13 protein-coding genes are annotated in these 18,705 nt (G+C 70.7%); 7 read left to right on the top strand and 6 right to left on the bottom strand.

What is annotated here, in order from left to right:
- Positions 1-3 precede the first annotated feature (3 nt).
- Positions 4-2,868, bottom strand: a complete 2,865-nt coding sequence (leuS, locus tag FSW06_RS09865) for a leucine--tRNA ligase (protein WP_010122511.1) — start codon at positions 2,866-2,868, stop codon at positions 4-6.
- A 27-nt stretch (positions 2,869-2,895) separates the two neighbouring features.
- Between leuS and FSW06_RS09860 the strand changes: the two genes are divergently transcribed.
- The 3 genes from FSW06_RS09860 (at position 2,896) to FSW06_RS09850 (ending at position 5,596) form a co-directional block, all read left to right on the top strand.
- Entirely contained in the window at positions 2,896-3,435 is a 540-nt protein-coding gene (locus tag FSW06_RS09860) for an SdpI family protein (RefSeq protein ID WP_010122513.1), read from the top strand.
- Positions 3,436-3,600: 165 nt separating this feature from the next.
- The gene (locus FSW06_RS09855) at positions 3,601-4,584 is read left to right on the top strand and encodes a ribokinase (protein WP_029450293.1); all 984 of its coding nucleotides are present in this window, start codon (positions 3,601-3,603) and stop codon (positions 4,582-4,584) included.
- Positions 4,585-4,603: 19 nt separating this feature from the next.
- Positions 4,604-5,596: a bile acid:sodium symporter family protein gene (locus FSW06_RS09850; protein WP_010122515.1), complete on the top strand. Its 993-nt coding sequence runs from the start codon at positions 4,604-4,606 to the stop codon at positions 5,594-5,596.
- A 9-nt stretch (positions 5,597-5,605) separates the two neighbouring features.
- On the opposite strand, the gene FSW06_RS09845 is transcribed toward FSW06_RS09850, so the two are convergent.
- Both FSW06_RS09845 and FSW06_RS09840 read right to left on the bottom strand, forming a co-directional pair.
- Positions 5,606-7,063 carry an ATP-binding protein gene (locus FSW06_RS09845; protein ID WP_010122517.1) on the bottom strand — a complete coding sequence of 486 codons (1,458 nt, stop codon included), beginning with the start codon at positions 7,061-7,063 and terminating at the stop codon, positions 5,606-5,608.
- Positions 7,051-7,608: an NUDIX hydrolase gene (locus FSW06_RS09840; protein ID WP_010122520.1), complete on the bottom strand. Its 558-nt coding sequence runs from the start codon at positions 7,606-7,608 to the stop codon at positions 7,051-7,053. The genes FSW06_RS09845 and FSW06_RS09840 overlap by 13 nt, the downstream gene beginning before the upstream one ends.
- Positions 7,609-7,674: 66 nt before the next feature.
- Here FSW06_RS09840 and FSW06_RS09835 point away from each other — a divergent pair, with 66 nt between their 5' ends.
- Positions 7,675-8,682: an iron-siderophore ABC transporter substrate-binding protein gene (locus FSW06_RS09835; protein ID WP_010122522.1), complete on the top strand. Its 1,008-nt coding sequence runs from the start codon at positions 7,675-7,677 to the stop codon at positions 8,680-8,682.
- Positions 8,683-8,876: 194 nt separating this feature from the next.
- Here FSW06_RS09835 and FSW06_RS09830 read toward each other — a convergent pair whose 3' ends face one another.
- The 3 genes from FSW06_RS09830 to FSW06_RS09820 are packed head-to-tail and all read right to left on the bottom strand — an operon-like array spanning position 8,877 to position 11,514.
- Positions 8,877-9,230: a branched-chain amino acid transporter permease gene (locus FSW06_RS09830; RefSeq protein WP_050802068.1), complete on the bottom strand. Its 354-nt coding sequence runs from the start codon at positions 9,228-9,230 to the stop codon at positions 8,877-8,879.
- Between the two features lie 14 nt (positions 9,231-9,244).
- The gene (locus FSW06_RS09825; protein ID WP_010122527.1) at positions 9,245-10,042 is read right to left on the bottom strand and encodes an AzlC family ABC transporter permease; all 798 of its coding nucleotides are present in this window, start codon (positions 10,040-10,042) and stop codon (positions 9,245-9,247) included.
- The gene (locus FSW06_RS09820; RefSeq protein WP_010122529.1) at positions 10,039-11,514 is read right to left on the bottom strand and encodes a CCA tRNA nucleotidyltransferase; all 1,476 of its coding nucleotides are present in this window, start codon (positions 11,512-11,514) and stop codon (positions 10,039-10,041) included. The genes FSW06_RS09825 and FSW06_RS09820 overlap by 4 nt, the downstream gene beginning before the upstream one ends.
- 58 nt (positions 11,515-11,572) lie before the next feature.
- Here FSW06_RS09820 and FSW06_RS09815 point away from each other — a divergent pair, with 58 nt between their 5' ends.
- The 3 genes from FSW06_RS09815 to murJ are packed head-to-tail and all read left to right on the top strand — an operon-like array spanning position 11,573 to position 18,271.
- Entirely contained in the window at positions 11,573-12,157 is a 585-nt protein-coding gene (locus tag FSW06_RS09815; protein ID WP_414121223.1) for an NUDIX hydrolase, read from the top strand.
- Between the two features lie 22 nt (positions 12,158-12,179).
- Complete coding sequence (locus tag FSW06_RS09805) at positions 12,180-14,690, top strand: hypothetical protein (RefSeq protein WP_158005231.1); 2,511 nt, start codon at positions 12,180-12,182, stop codon at positions 14,688-14,690.
- Positions 14,691-14,698: 8 nt separating this feature from the next.
- The gene (gene murJ, locus FSW06_RS09800) at positions 14,699-18,271 is read left to right on the top strand and encodes a murein biosynthesis integral membrane protein MurJ (protein ID WP_010122532.1); all 3,573 of its coding nucleotides are present in this window, start codon (positions 14,699-14,701) and stop codon (positions 18,269-18,271) included.
- Positions 18,272-18,705: the final 434 nt, after the last annotated feature.

Raw genomic sequence — 18,705 nt, 5'->3', positions numbered from 1 at the left:
GCCCTACTTGGCGACGATGTTCACCATCTTGCCCGGCACGACGATGATCTTCGCGACCGTCTTCCCCTCGACATGCGCGGCGACGTTCGGCTCCGCCAGGGCCGCGGCCTCGATGTCCTCCCGGGCGGCGTCCACCGCGACCTGGATCCGGCCACGGACCTTGCCCATGACCTGGACCGGCAGCTCGACCGAGTCATCGACCAGCCACTTGTCCTCGAAGGTCGGGAAGTCGGCGTGGGCCAGCGACCCCTCGTGACCCAGGCGGGCCCACATCTCCTCGGCGAGGTGCGGGGCGACCGGGGCGAGCATGAGCACCAGCGGCTCGACGGCGTCCCGCGGCGCGGCAGCGGTGGCCCCGCCCTGGCCGGCGTAGGTCTTGGTGAGGTAGTTGACGTACTCGATGAGCTTGGCGACGGCGGTGTTGTCGCGCAGGTGGGCGTAGTCGTCACGCACGCCGGCGACAGTACGGTGCAGGGCACGGTTGTCATCGTCGGTCAGCGCCGTGTCCGCCACCGCGGCGTCCCCGGTCTCCTCGTCGACGGCCAGCCGCCAGGCGCGCTGCAGGAAGCGCTGCGCACCGACGACATCCTTCGTCGCCCAGGGGCGGGAGGTGTCCAGCGGGCCCATCGACATCTCGTAGACGCGCAGCGTGTCCGCGCCGTAGTTGTCGCAGATCTCGTCGGGGGAGACGGCGTTCTTCAGGGACTTGCCCATCTTGCCGTACTCCTGGTGGACCTCCTCGCCGTCGTAGTAGAACTTCCCGTCCTTCTCCTCGACCTCGGCGGCCGGGACGTACACGCCACGGGCGTCGGTGTAGGCGTAGGCCTGGATGTAGCCCTGGTTGTAGAGCCGGTGGTACGGCTCGTAGGACGACACATGCCCCAGGTCGAACAGCACCTTGTGCCAGAAGCGGCTGTAGAGCAGGTGCAGCACGGCGTGCTCCACACCGCCGACGTAGAGGTCCACGCCGCCGGACGGCATGCCCTCGCGCGGGCCGGTCCAGTAGCGCTCGTTGTCGATGTCGACGAACTTCTCCTGGTTCGTCGGGTCGATGTAGCGCAGCTGGTACCAGGAGGAACCCGCCCACTGCGGCATGACGTTCGTGTCCCGCCAGTAGGTCTTCTCACCTTCACCGAGGTCGAGGCGCACCTCGACCCAGTCCTTCGCCTTCGCCAGCGGCGGGTGCGGCTCGGAGTCCGCGTCGTCCGGGTCGAAGCTGACGGGCCGGTAGTCCTCGACCTCGGGCAGTTCGACGGGCAGCATGGATTCGGGCAGCGCGTGGGCCACACCGTCCTCGTCGTAGACGACGGGGAAGGGCTCGCCCCAGTAGCGCTGGCGGGCGAACAGCCAGTCACGCAGTTTGTACTGGATCTTCTCCTCGCCGAGGCCCCGGCCGTCCAGCCAGGCGATGGTCGCCTCGATGGCCTCGGCCTTGGTCGTCCCGTTGAGGTCCAGGCCACGGTCGTTGGCGGAGTTCACCAGCACGCCGTCGCCGGTGTACGCGGCGGCCTGCACGTCGTCGCCACCGGAGACGACCTCGCGGATCGGCAGGCCGAAGACGGTCGCGAACTCGTGGTCGCGCTCGTCGTGGGCGGGCACGGCCATGATCGCGCCGGTGCCGTAGCCGGTGAGGACGTAGTCGGCGATGAAGACGGGGATCTGCTCACCGTTGACCGGGTTGGTGGCGTACGCGCCGGTGAAGACGCCGGTCTTCTCCTTGTTCTCCTGCCGCTCCAGGTCGGACTTCGCGGCGATGGCACGCCGGTAGGACGCCACGGCGGCGGCCGGGGTGGCCTCCCCGTTGGTCCACAGCGGGTTGGTGCCTTCGGCGTAGGGGTTGTCGGTGACCAGGGCGTCCACCAGCTCGTGCTCCGGGGCGAGAACCATGTAGGACGCCCCGAACAGCGTGTCCGGCCGGGTGGTGAACACGCGGATCCGGGCCTCGGACTTGGGCGCGGCGAGTTCGGTGGTGAAGTCGACCTCGGCACCGCGGGACCGGCCGATCCAGTTGCGCTGCATGGTCTTGACCTTCTCCGGCCAGTCCAGGTCGTCGAGGTCGTCGATGAGGCGGTCGGCGTAGGCGGTGATGCGCATCATCCACTGCGACAGGCGCTTGCGGAAGACGGGGAAGTTGCCGCGCTCGGAGCGTCCCTCGACGGTGACCTCCTCGTTGGCCAGCACGGTGCCCAGGCCGGGGCACCAGTTCACGGTCGAGTTCGAGCGGTAGACCAGCCGGTGGGCGTCCAGTGCCTCCTGCTGCTCGGCGGGGGTCAGGTCGGACCAGTCACGGCCGTCGACACCCTCGGCGGCGTACTTCGCCTCCAGCTCGGCGATGGGGCGGGCCCTGCCGGCCTCCCGGTCGAACCAGGAGTTGTAGATCTGCAGGAAGATCCACTGCGTCCAGCGGTAGAAGTCGACGTCGGTGGTGGCGAACACGCGGCGCCGGTCGTGGCCCAGGCCGAGGCGCCCCAGCTGGCGCTCCATGTTCTCGATGTTGGCCTGGGTGGTGGTGCGCGGGTGGGTGCCGGTCTGCACGGCGTACTGCTCGGCGGGCAGGCCGAAGGCGTCGTAGCCGAGGGTGTGCAGGACGTTGCGGCCCAGCATGCGGTTGTAGCGGGCGAAGACGTCGGTCGCGATGTAGCCGAGCGGGTGGCCGACGTGCAGCCCCACCCCGGAGGGGTAGGGGAACATGTCCTGCACGAACAGTTTGTCGTCCGGCAGCGGACGGGCCGGGTCAGCGAGGTCCCCGACGGGGTTCGGCGCGTTGAAGGTGCCGTTGTCCCGCCAGTAGTTCTGCCAGCGGTTCTCGATCTCGCCGGCGAGCTGCGGGGTGTAGCGGTAGGAGGGGGACTCGCTGGAATTAGTCATGACCACTGATTGTAATAGACTGGATCCATGATCGTTCTGTCTGTCCTGCTGTTCATCGTGGCCGCTGCTGTGCTGGTCACGGGCATCCTCGCGGCGACCGGGACGCTGCCGGGCAACTCGTGGGTGGGGCTGCGTATCCCGGAGGTCCGTAAGAGCAGGGAGATGTGGGTGACGGCACACAAGATCGCGGGTGTGCCGTGGACCGGTGCCGGGGTCGCGTTCCTCGGTGCGGGGCTGGCCGGCCTGAAGGGCGGCTGGCTGTGGATCGTCGCCGCGCTGCTGGTCGTCGGTGGCCTGTTCCTCATCGGGATGGGTGCGGCGCTCGCCGCCTCGACCGCCGCCCGGCTCGACCACCTCAAGGCGAAGGAGGCCGAGGAGCGTCGTGCCGCCGCGGGCTGCTGCTCCTCCGGCAATTCAGGCAACGCGTCCGCGGAGGCGGACTCGTGCGGTGGTTCCTGCGGCGGGGACTGCTCCAGCTGCGGGTCGGACGGGGATGCCGCCCTGAGCACCCCGGCCCTGGACCTGGACGCCGCCCGGCGCGCCATGGCCTCCCGCGACGGGAAGTGACACCCGGCTGAGGGGTGCCGGGGCGTGTCCCGGCACCGGACAGGGGTCGTCGAGGGGATGGTGCCGCCATCCTCCCGACGACCCCCTTCTCATGTGCCGGGCCGTGTTCCGACGTCCCGGCCACGGGTCTGCCCCGCCGCATGCGCCCCGCGTACCGTGAGGACCATGAGCACCTCACCGGCCGTGGTCGTCTGCGGCACCGTCAATGTGGACACCTTCGTGGGCGTCCGGCAGTTCCCGGCAGCGGGGGAGACCGTCATCGCCGAGCCCCTCGGTTCGCCGGGGCTGGGCGGCAAGGGGGCGAACCAGGCGGTCGCCGCGGCACGGTTCCTGGCGGACGGTCCGGCCGGGGTGCTGCTGCTGGCGACGGTGGGGGAGGACGCCCCGGGTGACGGAGCACTGGCCGCACTGCGGGACGCCGGGGTCGACGTCACCGGCGTGGCCCGCACCGATGAGCTGCCGACCGGCTCGGCGTTCATCATGAACGACGGGGCGGGGGAGAACATCATCGTCGTGACCTCGGGGGCGAACACCGTCACCGATCCGGCGGCCTCCCTCGGGCATCCGGGGACCGACGGGGCGCGGGTACTGCTGGCGCAGGGGGAGCTGACTCCGGAGCATTCCGCGGCGCTGCCCCGGCTCGCCGACGGACTGGGGGCCCGGCTCGTGCTCAACCTCGCGCCGGTGACCACCCGCGACCCGGCGCTGCTCGCCGCGGCCGATCCGCTGGTGGTCAACGAGTCGGAGGCGGCGGACGTGCTGGGGCTGCCGCGGGACATCGGCCTGGACGAGGTCCTGGACGCGCTCGCCACCGCGGTGGTGGAGCGGGGGCTGGCGCGCTCGGCCGTCGTCACGCTCGGCGCCCACGGTGCGCTGGTCATCGGCGGCGACAGCGGTGATAGCGACGACGGCGACAGCTCGTGTCGGACCACGGTGCCGTCGCCGACGCCGGCGCAGGTCGTGGACACCACCGGCGCGGGAGACGCCTTCTGCGGCACCCTCGCCGCGGCGCTCGCGCAGGGGAAGGGCCTGCGGGACGCCGCGAAGCTTGCTGTCGCGGCGGGATCCCTGGCGGTGGAGTCGCAGGGGGCGGCGTCCTCCTATGCGACCGGACGCGCGGTACGGGCGCTGGCGGCGGAACAGGGCTGACCAGGTAGAGTTTCCCACTATGAGGAACATCATTGACCGCATCCTGGGATACCGGCCGGACCTGCTCATCGTCCTCATCATCGCCGGTGTCGTCCTCGCCCTGCTCTTCCCCGCCGACGGGGCCTTCGCCGACGTCATGGACTGGATCGTCAAGATCGTCATCGGCGTCCTGTTCTTCCTCTACGGCGCACGCCTGTCGACCCGGGAAGCCCTCAACGGGCTCATGCACTGGCGGCTGCACCTGCTCATCCTCGCCTTCACCTTCGTGCTCTTCCCGCTCATCGGCCTGGCGCTGATGCCCCTGAAGAACGCCATCGGCGATGACCTCTACCAGGGCATCCTCTTCCTCTGTCTGGTGCCGTCGACGGTGCAGTCCTCGGTGAACTTCACCTCGATCGCCAAGGGCAACGTGCCCGGCGCGATCATCAGCGCCTCGGCGTCCAACCTCATCGGCGTGTTCGCCACCCCGATTCTGGTCCTGCTGCTGATGAGCGGCGGCGACGGCGGCCTGCACATCGACACGTCGGTCTTCCTCGACATCGCCCTGCAGCTGCTCGCCCCGTTCATCATCGGCCAGATCGCCCGGGCGGTCATCCCGGCCGTGCAGACCTTCGCCAAGGCGAAGCCGACGAGCTACGTCGACAAGATCTCCATCGGCCTGGTGGTGTACTCCGCATTCTCCGAGGGCATCGTCATGGGCGTGTGGAGCTCGGTGAGCTGGGTGGCGATCGTCGGGATCTGCATCGGCTCGGTGGTACTGGTGTGGATCATGCTGACCGTCACCTCCTGGACCGCCCGGAAGCTCGGCTTCGACTACGGCGACCAGGTGGCGATCCAGTTCTGCGGGACGAAGAAGTCGCTGGCCTCCGGCCTGCCGATGGCGACGGTCATGTTCAGCGGCGGCGCGGGCCTGCTCATCGTGCCGCTGATGATCTTCCACCAGGTGCAGCTGATGATGTGCTCGGTCCGCGCCGCGAAGTACGAGCGCGAGCAGCCGGAGAACACCTGGTAGCGCGACCGCTCACGCCGCCTCCATCACCGCCAGCGTCCGGTCCGACAGCCGCCACCGGTTCCGCCGCTTCGCCGTCCGGTGCAGCAGACCACGCTGGGTCAGCCAGGTCATGAGAGTGCGGGCGTCCTCCTCGGTGGACTGCTGCAGCCGGGCCGCACCGTCGAGGTCCAGGTCCGCATGGGAGAGCAGGTAGCGCAGGGTGGCCAGCGTGGCGGCGTCCCGCGTGATGCCACGGCCGAACTCGGTGCGCACCGCCGACAGGGCCCGGGTGAACCCGAGGTCCGCCTCCCCGTCGAAGAGGGTGACGTCGACCGAGTCCGGACGCGCGTCCACCACCGGCGGCTCGAAACCGGCGGCCAGCATCGCCAGCCACATCCGGTCGAAACCCCGCGAGGACCACTCCACCAGCCCGAGCGCCTGCATCGCGGACATCAGGCAGGGGTTGCGCGGCTGCGACGGCCCCGACAGCAGCCGGTCCGCCCGCGCCCCGGGTGCCAGACCACCCGGGGAGCTCACCCGGGTCAGGGCGTGGGACTGGTAGACGACGACCGGGTCAGGGCCCGTCCAGTCCCGGTGCAGCAGCGCATTGGTCAGCGCCTCGTCCTGCGCATCGACCGGCACACTGTTGCCCACCCCGTCGCGCACCAGGTCACGCAGCAGGCCCGTCGTCACCGCGAGCGGGGCGTGGAATTCGGTGGTGCGGACCTCACCGCCGGTCCCGTCGGACGCCGGGCGGGCCACATGCCGGGCCAGCGGACGCCCCGCCGGACGCCGGTGGAAGAGGATCTCTGCGGCGACGGTGGGGGAGCCGTCGCCGGTGAGCACGTTGAGTGCGGTGAGCAGGGCCGTCAGGTCGGGGGTCTCGGCCTGCAGGGCATCGGCCGCGGTGCTGAGCGCCTCCTCGTCGTACTGCGTGACCGGGATGTCGGACGCCCGCGCCGTCTGGTCCGGATTCGCCCGCAGCCGGGTCAGTGCATCGAGTTCCGGACCGGCGAGCGGGAGACAGGAATCCCCGACCCGGTGGCGCACCACCCCGTCGATGCCGGTGTGGACCGCGAGGCCGGCGGGCACGTGGATGACGATGAGGCGTGCGCCGTGGACGGTCTCGACCCAGGCATCGACACTGAGGTGGGGCCGGGTGTGGGCGAAGATGCGGTGTTCGACGTCGGTCGGGGCGAGGCCGGTGCCGTTGAACGCGGCCGGCCCGGGGGTGCGGTCGGCGATGCCGAAGACGATGAAGCCGCGGCCGGCCGACCCGTTGGCGAAACAGGTGGCTGCCGAGACGAGGGTCTGGGTGGTCTTGGCGTCCGGATTCTTCGTCGGGGTGTGCGCCGGGTCCTCCTTGAAGTCGAGGACGGCGGACTCGAGGTCATCGGCGGTGGCGCCGTCCCAGATGCGCTCCAGGGCGTCCGCGACGACGGTCGGCAGCGCGCGCCGGACCGGCTCCGGCGGCCCTACCTGATCCATGCCGGGCGGTCACGCTTGGTGTACCCGGTCCGCGGGCGGAAACCGGCGGGATGCTTCAGCTGGGCGACGGCGTCCGCGATGATGAGCCGGAACCGGGGCTGCATCGGCGGGAGTGCGGCGACCTGGTACCAGCCGACCTGCACGGACTCCTCGTCGTTGACGTGCGGCTCCCAGTCCTCCTCTCTGTCGCCGATGACGACGCACCGGAAGGCGGTGTCCACGAAACTGCACACGTCGCCGTTGGGGTAGGTGACCGGGCCGACCGCGCCCGTGCCGATCAGGGCCTCGACCTCGACGGTGAGGCCGGTCTCCTCGGCGACCTCCCGGACCGCGGCGTGGTGGGGTTCCTCGCCGGGATCGACGATGCCGGTGACCGGCGTCCACTGCTCGTTGTCGGCCCGCTGGACGAGGAGGACCTCGGGGGTGGCGAAGGCCGGGGCGTCCGGCGCGACGTCCCGGACGACGATCGCGGTGACGCCGGGGACCCACAGCGGGGCGTGGCCGATATGCGTGCGGAGGTCGGTGATGAACTGCGGGGTACCCATGGTGGCGATTCTAACGCCCCGCCGTCGGGACTATCCGGCAGCAGGAGTGGTGTGTAGGCTCACCTCATGAACGTTTCCCTGCGTAAGAGTGCCCGCCGGACCGCGGCCGCGGCACTGACCCTCGCCACCGCCGTGTCCCTGGCGGCCTGTTCCTCCGACGACTCCGACAACTCCGGCAGTTCCCCGGCGTCCAGTTCCGCCACCGACTCGTTCCCCGTCTCCGTGCCCACCAAGTTCGGCGACGTCGAGATCAAGGAGCAGCCCACCAAGGTCGTCGCCCTGGGCTGGGGAGACGCCGAAATCGCCACCGAACTCGGCGTGCAGCCGGTGGGGGCGACCGACTGGCTCGGCTTCGGTGGCGAAGGTCTGAGCCCGTGGGCCACCGCGACGTACGACAAGGCCCCGGAGATCCTCGACACGCAGACCGTCGACTACGAGAAGATCGCGAAGCTCGACCCGGATCTCATCCTCGATGTCCGCGACAGCGGCGACGGGGACACGAACAAGCGGCTGTCCGAGATCGCCCCGACGGTCTCCGTGCCGGAGGACGCCGACGGGTTCACCACGACGTGGGACAAGCAGGTGGAGATGATCTCCACCGCTCTCGGCGAGAAGGCGAAGGGCGACAAGCTCGTCTCGCAGGTCAACGACAGGATCACCGAGGTCAAGGACGCCCACCCGCAGTGGGCCGACAAGTCCGCCACCGTGCTGGCCAAGACCTCCGTCGAGTGGGGCGCCTACGTGAAGGGCGATGCCCGCGCCGACCTGGTCTCCGCCCTGGGATTCAAGCCGAACGCGGAGATCAGCAAGCTGGTGAAGCCGGGCGAGTTCTACGTCTCCCTGTCCGCGGAGAACCTGACGAAGGCGGATTCCGATGTCGTCATCGGCTTCCCGATCGGTGACGTGGGTTCGATCGCCGACGATGCGCAGTGGAAGACCCTCACCGCGGTGAAGGACGGCCACGCGATCGTCACCGACAAGGAGCTGTCGAACGCCATCTCGCTGGGGACGCCGGCCGCCATGCTGCACGCCCTCGACCTGCTCACCCCGAAGCTCGAGGACGCCACGAAGTAGGCGCAGGTCCCCGGCAGACCCCGGACCATCCGTCGCCCGCCCCGGGTGTGCCCTCACCCAGGTGTACGTCGACCGGGTGGTATCCGGCATTCCGACCAACCTCCCGACGCACACCTGGCGTGGCCCCGGCGACACCGGGTTGACCGCGTCAGGGTGGTTCTGCGCCGTGGAACCACCCTGACGCGGTCAACCGGTCAGAAGACCCAGTTCACGAGCACCACATAGCACGCGGTACCCAGCAGGATCGACCAGGTCGACGAGCGTTTCCACAGGTGGACGACCACGGTGACCGCCAGGGCGATGAGCGCTGCGCCGACACCTCCGGGGCTGCCGGTGGTGTCCGCCATCGTGTACATGACCAGCACGATCATCACCCCGGTCGGCATGGCGACGCCCAACCACCCGACCAGGGCGGAATCCCGGAAGAAGCGCATCGCGGCGAAGGGCAGGGCGCGCAGCAGCACCGTCACCAGGCACACGCCGCCGAGGATGAGGAGGGTGTTCCGCAGGTCCACGCCCTCGGGCAGGCCGGCGGATGCGAGAAGCACGGGGTCCACCGGGCTCACCGGACCACCTCCCCACCATGACCGGCACCGGCACGACCGTCCCCGGCGCGCCGCTGGTCGACGAGGAACCGCACCACGAGGAAGACGAAGTAGATCGACAGGCCGACCAGCAGCATCTGGTCCCCGCCGACGAGCAGTCCCACCACACCGGCGGCGACGGCGACGACGGGCAGCAGCAGGTCACGCTTGGCGTCCATCGCCTCGATGGCCAGCACGACGAACAGGGCGGTCAGGGCGAAATCCAGCCCCTCGATCTCGAACGGCAGCGCCGACCCGAGCAGTGCCCCGAGGATCCCGGGGACCACCCAGGACAGCTGGCAGAAGATCTGCACCGCCAGCACCCGCGACTGCGTCCAGGCCACACCCCGCTTCGACGAGAGGATGGCGTAGGTCTCGTCGGTGAGCGCGTAGACGCCGTAGGCCCGTGCCAGCGGGGAATGCACCGCCTGCACCGGGTAGCTCAGCCCGTAGAAGATGTGCCGGAAGTTCACCAGGAAGCCGTAGAGCATCGCCGACAACGGGGCGATACCGCCGGTGACCAGGGACACGGCGAGGAATTCCATGGATCCGGCGTAGATGACGATGCTGAACACGGGCGTCCACCACCAGGCGAAGCCGGTCTGGCTCATCAGCAGACCGAAGGCCAGCCCCATGGGCAGCAGGCCGAGCGCGACGGTCCAGGCGTCCCGCACACCTGCGGTGAACTCCGTGCGTGTGCCGTCGCCGGCCGTGGCGGTGTCCCCGACGGTGCCCCCGCCTGCGGCGCCAGCGGCGTCGCTGCTGTCGGCGGTCATGACTGTGCGGGGTCCTCCCCGTGCTCCCGGGCCCACCATGCCGTCAGCTCGGCGACGGCCTCGTCGTGCTCCATCGGGCCACGGTCCAGCCGCAGCTCCTTGAGGAACGCCCAGGCCTTCCCCACCTCGGGCCCCGGGGAGATGCCGAGGATCTGCATGATCTCGTTGCCGTCGAGTTCCGGACGCACGGCAGCGAGGTCCTCCTTCTCCTTCAGGTCCACGATCCGGGCGTCCAGGTCGTCGCAGATGCGGCGCAGCCGGGCGGCCTTCTTCCGGTTGCGGGTGGTGCAGTCGGCGCGGACCAGGATCTGCAGCTCGGGCAGCAGGTCACCGGCGTCGGTGACGTAGCGGCGGACGGCGGAATCGGTCCACGCCCCGTCGCCGTAGCCGTGGAAACGCATGTGGAGGAAGACGAGCTGACCGATCTCCCCGATGGTCTTCTTCGGGAATTTCAGGGTGCGCAGCCGGCGGCGCGCCAGTCGGGCGCCGACGACCTCGTGGTGGTGGAAGGTGACGGCCCCCGAGTCGGTGAACGCGCGCGTGTCCGGCTTGCCGATGTCGTGCAGCACCGCGGCCCAGCGCAGCACGAGCCGCTGGTGGTCGTCGAGTTCCCGGTCGGTGCCGGTCAGTTCCCGCTCCAGTTCGACGGCCTGGCGCAGTACCTGCAGGGAGTGGGCGTAGACGTCCTTGTGCTGGTGGTGCTCGTCCTGGGTGAGTTTCAGTGCGGGCAGTTCGGGCAGCACGTGGTCGGCCAGCCCGGTCTCCACCATGAGGTCCAGGCCGGTCCACGGCTGGTCGCCGAGCATGAGCTTGTCGAGTTCGGCGGCGTCCCGTTCGACCGTGATGCGGGTGATCTGGTCGGCCATCTCCGTCATCGCCTGCAGCACCCGTGGGGCGACGGTGAAGCCGAGCTGGGAGGCGAACCGGCAGGCCCGGAGCATGCGCAGCGGGTCGTCGTGGAAGGACTGCTCGGGGGCGGCGGGGGTGTCCAGCACGCCGGCGACGAGGTCGTCGATGCCGTTCTGCGGGTCGCGGAGCCGGTGGTCGCCGGCGGCGTCGAGTTCCAGGGCGATGGCGTTGCAGCGGAAGTCGCGGCGCACGAGGTCCTCGTCCAGGGAGGATCCGAAGGTGACCTCGGGATTGCGGGATTCGCCGTCGTACTGGTCGGCGCGGAACGTGGTGATCTCCACGGTCATGCCGTCGAGCAGGGCGGAGACGGTGCCGAAGGCGATGCCGGTGTCCCACACGGTGGAGGCGACGTCGTCGAGGATCGCCGTCACGGCGTCCGGCCGGGCGTCCGTGGTGAAGTCGAGGTCGTGGGAGAGGCGACCGAGCAGCGCGTCGCGGACGGAGCCGCCGACGAGGTAGAGGGAGTGGCCGCGGGCGGTGAAGGCGGCCGCCAGCGTGGTCAGTGTCCTGTCGTGTCGCCGCACCGCGTCCCAGGCGGCGGTGAGCAGTCTCGTGCGTTCCATCCCGGCTATCTTAGCGCTGACTCCCTTTTCACAGATACAGGCACTACGCTGGTCCACCATGAGTCAGAGGCGTCGCCGCACCAGCCCGGATCCCCGCCGTTCCCCGGCGCGCCCGGTGCACCAGCGCGACCACAGTGAACTGCCGACCTCCATCGAGACCAGTGCGGGGGGTCTGGTGCTGTCCGGGATGGCGGAGGCGGTCCGCGGCGACGGGTCGGTCGACCTGTCGAAGATGTACGTCGCTCTCATCGGACGCCTCGACCGGCGCGGCCGTCTCCTGTGGTCCATCCCGAAGGGGCATGTCGAGCCGAACGAGGAGGCGCACACCACCGCCGAGCGGGAGGTGTGGGAGGAGACCGGGATCTCCGGGGAGGTCTTCGCCGACCTCGGGACGATCGACTACTGGTTCGTCTCGGAGGGCACCCGCATCCACAAGACGGTGCACCACCACCTGCTGCGGTTCGTCGACGGCGATCTCAACGACGAGGATCCGGAGGTGACCGAGGTGGCATGGCTGCCGGTGAGCCACCTGGTGGAGCGTCTCGCCTACGCCGACGAGCGGAAACTTGCCCGTCAGGCCCACGACCGGCTGCCCGACCTCGCCCGTGCGGAGGCGAAGGCGGGTCGGCGTACGCCGCGGTAGGCGGGTGACGGTGCGAGTGGGTGTGCGGACAGGTCTCCTGCGTCCGGTGGTGCGCGGTCTCGGTGTGGCCGCGGCGGTCGCCGTGGGGGCCGCCGTCGCCGTCCCCGGGGTGCCCGATGCCGCTGCACAGGTCGGCCAGGTCGGCCAGGTCGGCCAGGCCGGCACAGACTTCACCGCGCAGGACGCCGTGGCGGAGCCGGCGGAGGGCACCGGGACGGCTGCGGTGTGGGAGAACCCGCAGTCCCGGTCGACGGAGCCGGACCGGGGGATCCGGGCGCAGGTGGTGTCGCAGTCACCCGAGTCGCTGACGCTGCGGGACACCCTGCAGTTGACGGTGCAGGTGACGAATTCCTCGGACCGTACGCTCACCGACCTGCAGCTGCGTCCGCAGCGGCAGGAGGCGCTGGGGTCGGCCCCGGAGGTCGGCGTCTCGCTGCTGGCGAACGAGGGGGAGTACCCGTGGACCGGGGAGTTCTCGCCGGTCGCCGGGACGCGGCTCGCCCCGGGGGACACGGTGGAGGTGCCGTTGTCCCTGCCGGTCGCCGACCTCGGCATCGGCACGGCCGGCGTGTACCCGCTGCTGGTGAACCTGAACGGCGATCTCGGCGGCGACGGTTCCTCCTATCTGTCGGGTGCGCGCACGACACTCACCGTCCGTGACGACAGTGCCGACGGTGCCGACGGTGCCGACAGTGACGACGGTGCCGACGGTGCCGACGGTGCCGCCGCGCCGTTCACCCTGCTCTGGCCGCTGGCCGCCCGGACCACCGTCACCCCGGCCCAGGTCGGCGACGCCCCGGACCCCGCGACGCTCTACCTCGCCGACGACTCCCTCGCCGGGGAGCTCGGCGAGGGCGGCCGGCTGCGCGACCTGCTCGACACCTACCGGGATGCCGTCGCCGACCACCGGGTCGACGAGGCGACCTGCCTCGCCGTGGATCCCGCCCTGCTCCAGACCGTGCAGCGGATGACCAGGGGCTACCGGGTGGCGGCCCAGGCACCGAGCCCCGTCAAGGAGCCGACCCGGCTGCGCGACCGCTGGTCCCACCACGACGACGACGGGCCGGTCACCGACGGGGCCGGGAAGGACGCCGCGGCGTCCTGGCTCAGCGATCTCTCCGACGCCGTCAGCGGCGGCAGCAACGACAGCAACGGCAGCAACGACAGCAACGACACAGCGCGGTGCGTCGTCCCGCTGCCCTGGGGTGGCGCGGACCCGAGTGCCGTCGCCGCAACCGGGGATCCCCGGCTGACCGGGGAGACGATGACCCGGGGAACACAGACCATCGAGGAGGTCCTGGGGGTGCAGGCCGCCCGCGGCGTGGTCGTCCCCGGCTCCGGCTACATCGACCCCGACGTCTCCGGCGTGGTGCTGCCCGGCCAGACGACCGTGGTCAACGACGCGACGACCACCGCCGACAGCGGCGGGGACGCCACCACCACCCCGGTCGTCGACCTGCCCGACGGTGCCCGGGCCCTGCGGTACCCGGCGGCGCTCGGCAGTGCACTGGCGGCGACCGGGACCGCGCCGTCGACGGTCGCCTACTCGGATCCGTGGATGCGCCGCCACCTCTCCGACGACGGGCCCGCGGGCCGGATGGCGGCGGCCGTCGCCGTCCTCGATCTCGAGATCGACCGGGCCCGCCGGGAGGGCGGCGGCGGGTCCGGTGATGATTCCGGCGCCGGGTCGGTTCTCGCGGTGCCGCCGGCGGAATGGACCGTCGACGGCGCCGACGCCCGCACCTGGCTCGCCGCCGTCACCCGGCACCTGTCCGACGGCTCGGCACGGCCGCAGTCGTTCGGCGACGCACTCACCGGGGCGTCCCGTCCGGGAACGGCGACCGCCCCCGGCGCGGATCCTGCCCCGGTCGACGCCGGTGAGATCCGCTACGCCGCGCAGCTCGCCGGTCACATCACCGATCTCGCCGACATCATGAGCGACGACCCGAATATCGCGCTGACCAGGACGACCTATACCCGGCCGATCTTCGACGACCTGCTGCGGGCCCTGGCGGACACCCGTCGGCGGGTGGCGGACGAGTCGGCGGCGACCCGGTCGGCGGAGGCCGGCCGGATGGACCGGGTGGGTCAGCTCGTCCATGACCTGCGGACCTCGGTCTCCCTCCTGCCGCCGGGCAATGTCTTCGCCCGCGCGAGCGATTCCTCACCCCTGCTGGTCGTGGCGCGCAACGGGCTTCCGCTGCCGGTGAAGGTCCGGGTCGACTACTCGTCGGCACCCGGAGTCGCCCTCAACACGCCCGGGGTGCAGCAGATTCCGGCGCAGGGCAGCGTGACACTGCAGATGACCACGGACATTCCCGACGACCTCGACGTCACCGATCTGACGATGCAGCTATCCACCCCCGATGACGTGCAGATTTCCGATGCTGTGACGGTCCGGGTCACCTCCGCGCACGGTGTCAACGCGATCGTCCTGGCCGTTGCGGCGGCCGTCGTGGTGGCCCTCGCGGGCGTCGCGACGGTCGTCTGGCGGCGCCGGCGGTTCGCCAAGCGGGGCCCGGGTGCAGGATGATGGGGCGCGTGACTGATTCACCAGAGGACTCCGGAAAGGACGCCGGGGCCGACAGCGACCGGCAGGACCCGTCCGGCCAACGCGGCCGGTTCCGCGCGGCGTCGTCACCGTCCCGGACCCGGCAGGACCCCGCCGACGTGGCCGAGCGTGCCGGCCGGGCCGGTCGTGCCGACACCGACGGCCGACGGGCGGTCGACGCGACCAGGGCGGCCGAGAACGCGTCCGGCGCCGGTACCGACAGGGCCGGCAGTGCCGACAGTGCCCCGCACGATGCCCAGCACGCCTCGGACACCGACGTCGTCCGGGCTTCCGGCACGATGGCGATCGCCACGCTGCTGAGCCGGATCACCGGCTTCCTGCGCACTGTCTTCATCGGCTCGGCGCTCGGTGTGGGGGTCGCCTCGGCGTTCAACACCGCGAACACCCTGCCGAACCTCATCACCGAGCTGGTCATGGGCGCGGTGCTCACCAGCCTGGTGGTGCCGCTGCTCGTCCGCGCGGAGAAGGAGGACCCCGACCGGGGTGCGGCCTTCATCCGCCGGCTGTTCACCCTGACCTTCACCCTGATGATGACGGTGACGGTGCTGTCGGTGTTCGCCGCCCCACTGCTCACCCGCATGTCACTGGACGCCCACGGCAAGGTCAACGTCGGCATGTCCACGTCCTTCGCCTATCTCGTGCTGCCGCAGATCGTCTTCTACGCGATGTTCTCGGTGATGATGGGTGTGCTCAACACCAAGGGCGTGTTCAAACCCGGGGCCTGGGCGCCGGTGGTCAACAACGTGGTCACGCTGGCGATCCTGAGTTTCTACATGCTGCTGCCGCAGGACTCGAAGCTGCAGCCGACCGACTCGGTGACCATCACCGACCCGCACATCCTGCTGCTGGGTCTCGGCACCACCGCCGGTGTGGTCGCCCAGGCGCTGATCATGGTGCCGTACCTGAAGAAGGCCGGTATCGACCTGCGCCCGCTGTGGGGCCTCGACGACCGCATCAAGCAGATGGGCGGGATGGCGCTGGCCATCGTCGTCTACGTGGCGATCTCCCAGGTCGGCTTCATCCTCAACAACCGCATCGCCTCCGGCGCCGACGACGGCGCCCCGACGATCTACACGCAGGCCTGGCAGCTGCTCCAGATGCCCTACGGCATCGTGGGCGTCACCCTGCTCACCGCGGTGATGCCACGGCTGTCGCGCAACGCCGCCGAAGGCGACGACCGGGCGGTCGTCAAGGACCTGTCGATGGCCGGCCGGCTGACGATGCTGGTGATGGTGCCGGTCATCGTCTACATGACGGCCTTCGGCACCGTCATCGCCCCGGCCCTGTTCGCCTACAAGGACTACTCGCTCGACGCGGCGAACGTGCTGGGCTGGACGATCAGCTTCTCCGCGTTCACCCTCATCCCGTACTCGCTGGTGCTGCTGCACCTGCGCGTGTTCTACGCCCGTGAGGAGGCGTGGACGCCGACGTTCATCATCGGCGGCATCACCGTCACAAAGCTCGTGCTGGCCTATCTGGCGCCGCACATCGCCAGCGAACCCCGGCTGGTCGTCGTGCTGCTGGGTGCGGCGAACGGCATGGGCTTCGTCGCCGGTGCGATCATCGGCCACCGGCTGCTGAAACGCTCCCTGGGCCACCTCGGGATGCGCAGTGTCGCGCACACCGCGCTGTGGGCGTTCGGGGCGTCCGTCATCGCCGCGCTCATCGCCTGGCGGGTGGACGCCCTGCTCACCCGTTTCGTGTTCCCCGGCACCTCCTCGATCGGCTTCATCGTCCGGTTGCTCGTCACCGGCGTGGTCTTCGTGATCCTCGCCGCCCTGATCCTGTCGCGGTCGAAGCTGGCCGAGGTCATGACGATCGGTGCCACCCTGGCGCGCCTGCCGCTGATCGGCGGACTGTTCCGGGGTGCGGCCCGTGCCGTCGCCGAGCGTCCGGAGGACGAGCTGCCGTCGACGAAGATCACCGCCGTCGATCTCGGCGATGTCGGTGCGGTCTTCTCCCCGACGGGCATGGTCGGCACCCTGCCGCCGCTGTCCGCCGGCCGCGTCCGCGGTCCGCGCCTGGTCCCCGGCGCACCGATCCTGCAGGGCCGCTTCCGGCTGCTCGCCGACCACGGCGGGTCCCCGGCCGCCCGGCTGTGGCAGGCCCGGGACAACTCGACCGGCGAGCTCGTCGCGGTCACCGTCCTCGACCCGCAGCTGGCGGGCGTGACCTCCGCGGAGCTCACCTCGGCCAACGCCCGCCTCGCCGACGTCCATTCCCCGGCGATCGCGCGAGTCCACGAGATCTGCGACGCCCACACCATGGTCGCCGTCGTCGCGGACTGGACCGACGGTGCGGCCCTCACCCGGGTCGCCGAATCCACCCCGGACCCGACCGCCGCCGGCTATGCGATGGTCGGGTTGGCCGAGGCCGCCGCCACCGCCGAGGACGCGGGGACCAGCCTGGGCATCGACCACCGGAACCGGCTGCGGATCAGCACCGACGGCCACGCCGTCCTGGCGTTCCCCGGCATCCTGCCCGGCGGCTCGCCGCAGCAGGACGTGCACGCGCTGGGTGTGTCCCTGTCCCTGCTGCTGTCCGGGGTACCGGACGAGGAAATCCCCGACAATCTGCGGCTGCTGACCCGGGCTGCCAAGTCCGCCGAGTCCATCACCGCCGCCGAGCTGGCGGGCCGGCTGCGTGCGGTCACCGCCCCCGACACCCTCATCGCCGCCGATGCCGACGTCGCCCCCGATCCCGCCACCCGCCCCGGTTTCGGCGCCGCCCCGGAGAAGCGGTCGCGGGCCTTCATCGGCGGTGTGGCCACGATCGTCGGCGTGCTGCTCGTCGTGGCGGTCATCGCCACCGTCATCGCCGTTCTCGGTGGTGGCCGCAAGGATTCCCCGCTGACGACGGACTCCATCCGCGGCAACGACGGCCTCGGCGAGATCGCCGTGACCCGGCCGACCGACGTGACCGAGTGGGCGCCGGCCGACGGCCGGGGCACGCCCGACAACCCGGATCTCGCCGGTCTGACGATCGACGGCGACCCGGCCACCGTGTGGGAGACCTCGCAGTACCAGGCACAGTTCGGTCCCGGGACGGACGCCGTGAAGACGGGCATCGGCCTGCTCGTCTCTCTGCCTCAGGCGACGGCACTGTCGGTGGTCGACCTGACGGGCATGAAGCCCGGGACGACGGTCGAGCTGCGGATCGGCAGCGGGGACGTGACCTCGCTGGACCAGACCCGGGTGGTCGCCACCGGCACCGCGGGTTCGGACCACATGTCGCTCACCGCCGACGGGAAGACCGACGGCAGCGCCCCCGCGGACGGCGAGAAGGGGAGCCGGCGGCTGCTCTCCGAGCCGGGCGACCGGGTGCTGCTGTGGATCACCGGCCTGCCGCTGCCGGACGCCGCGACCGTCGGGGAGATCACCGTGCACGGTGCGCCGGTGGTGTCGCAGCAGTCGTCGACGACAGCGACACCGGAGACACCGGGGACACCGGAGACGGGTGCGCAGGGCATGCCGGACTCCGCGGGCGCCGGAAACACCCGGGGCACCGGGGACCCGACAGCGGTGCCTGCCCCGGCCCTGTAGCGCCCCGGTCACCAGGTCACCGGGCCACCGCCGGGCCACCGCCGAGCCACCGCCGAGCCACCGCCGGGCCACCGCCGGGCCATGGCAGCGGATCTGTCAGAGTGGCAGGCATAAACAACGTTCACCCGCGGTGTTGCCGTACTTTTGGCCTGCCGGATGAACAAGTGACCTGCCGAGCGGACAAGTGGTCTGCCGACCGAGCAGATGACCTGCCGGGCGGACAAGTGGCCTGCCGGCGGGGCGTCGAGGTGGTGGGGATGCGACGCCGCGACATCAGGCCCAGCGTCCGGGTCGACGTCCGGGTCAGCGTCCGGGTCAGCGTCCAGGTCGGCGTCCAGCAATTCTTGTCATTCAGCGTCGCCCCAGGTCACCGGTGGTGCTGTGGACAATTCATCCACAGTTCCGCACCCGCCGGTCACTTTCCGGGACAAACA

This window comes from Corynebacterium nuruki S6-4 (genome assembly GCF_007970465.1).
Lineage (GTDB): Bacteria > Actinomycetota > Actinomycetes > Mycobacteriales > Mycobacteriaceae > Corynebacterium > Corynebacterium nuruki.
Note: the sequence above shows the minus strand (reverse complement) of the source record. Positions and strands in the feature narration are given on the sequence as shown.

Coding starts and splice junctions, on each gene's coding strand:
- FSW06_RS09855 (WP_029450293.1), top strand. CDS start 3,601: ATGAGCACCTCACCGGCCGTGGTCGTCTGCGGCACCGTCAATGTGGAC.
- FSW06_RS09845 (WP_010122517.1), bottom strand. CDS start 7,063: ATGGATCAGGTAGGGCCGCCGGAGCCGGTCCGGCGCGCGCTGCCGACC.
- FSW06_RS09840 (WP_010122520.1), bottom strand. CDS start 7,608: ATGGGTACCCCGCAGTTCATCACCGACCTCCGCACGCATATCGGCCAC.
- FSW06_RS09835 (WP_010122522.1), top strand. CDS start 7,675: ATGAACGTTTCCCTGCGTAAGAGTGCCCGCCGGACCGCGGCCGCGGCA.
- FSW06_RS09860 (WP_010122513.1), top strand. CDS start 2,896: ATGATCGTTCTGTCTGTCCTGCTGTTCATCGTGGCCGCTGCTGTGCTG.
- FSW06_RS09850 (WP_010122515.1), top strand. CDS start 4,604: ATGAGGAACATCATTGACCGCATCCTGGGATACCGGCCGGACCTGCTC.
- leuS (WP_010122511.1), bottom strand. CDS start 2,868: ATGACTAATTCCAGCGAGTCCCCCTCCTACCGCTACACCCCGCAGCTC.
- FSW06_RS09815 (WP_414121223.1), top strand. CDS start 11,573: ATGAGTCAGAGGCGTCGCCGCACCAGCCCGGATCCCCGCCGTTCCCCG.
- FSW06_RS09825 (WP_010122527.1), bottom strand. CDS start 10,042: ATGACCGCCGACAGCAGCGACGCCGCTGGCGCCGCAGGCGGGGGCACC.
- FSW06_RS09820 (WP_010122529.1), bottom strand. CDS start 11,514: ATGGAACGCACGAGACTGCTCACCGCCGCCTGGGACGCGGTGCGGCGA.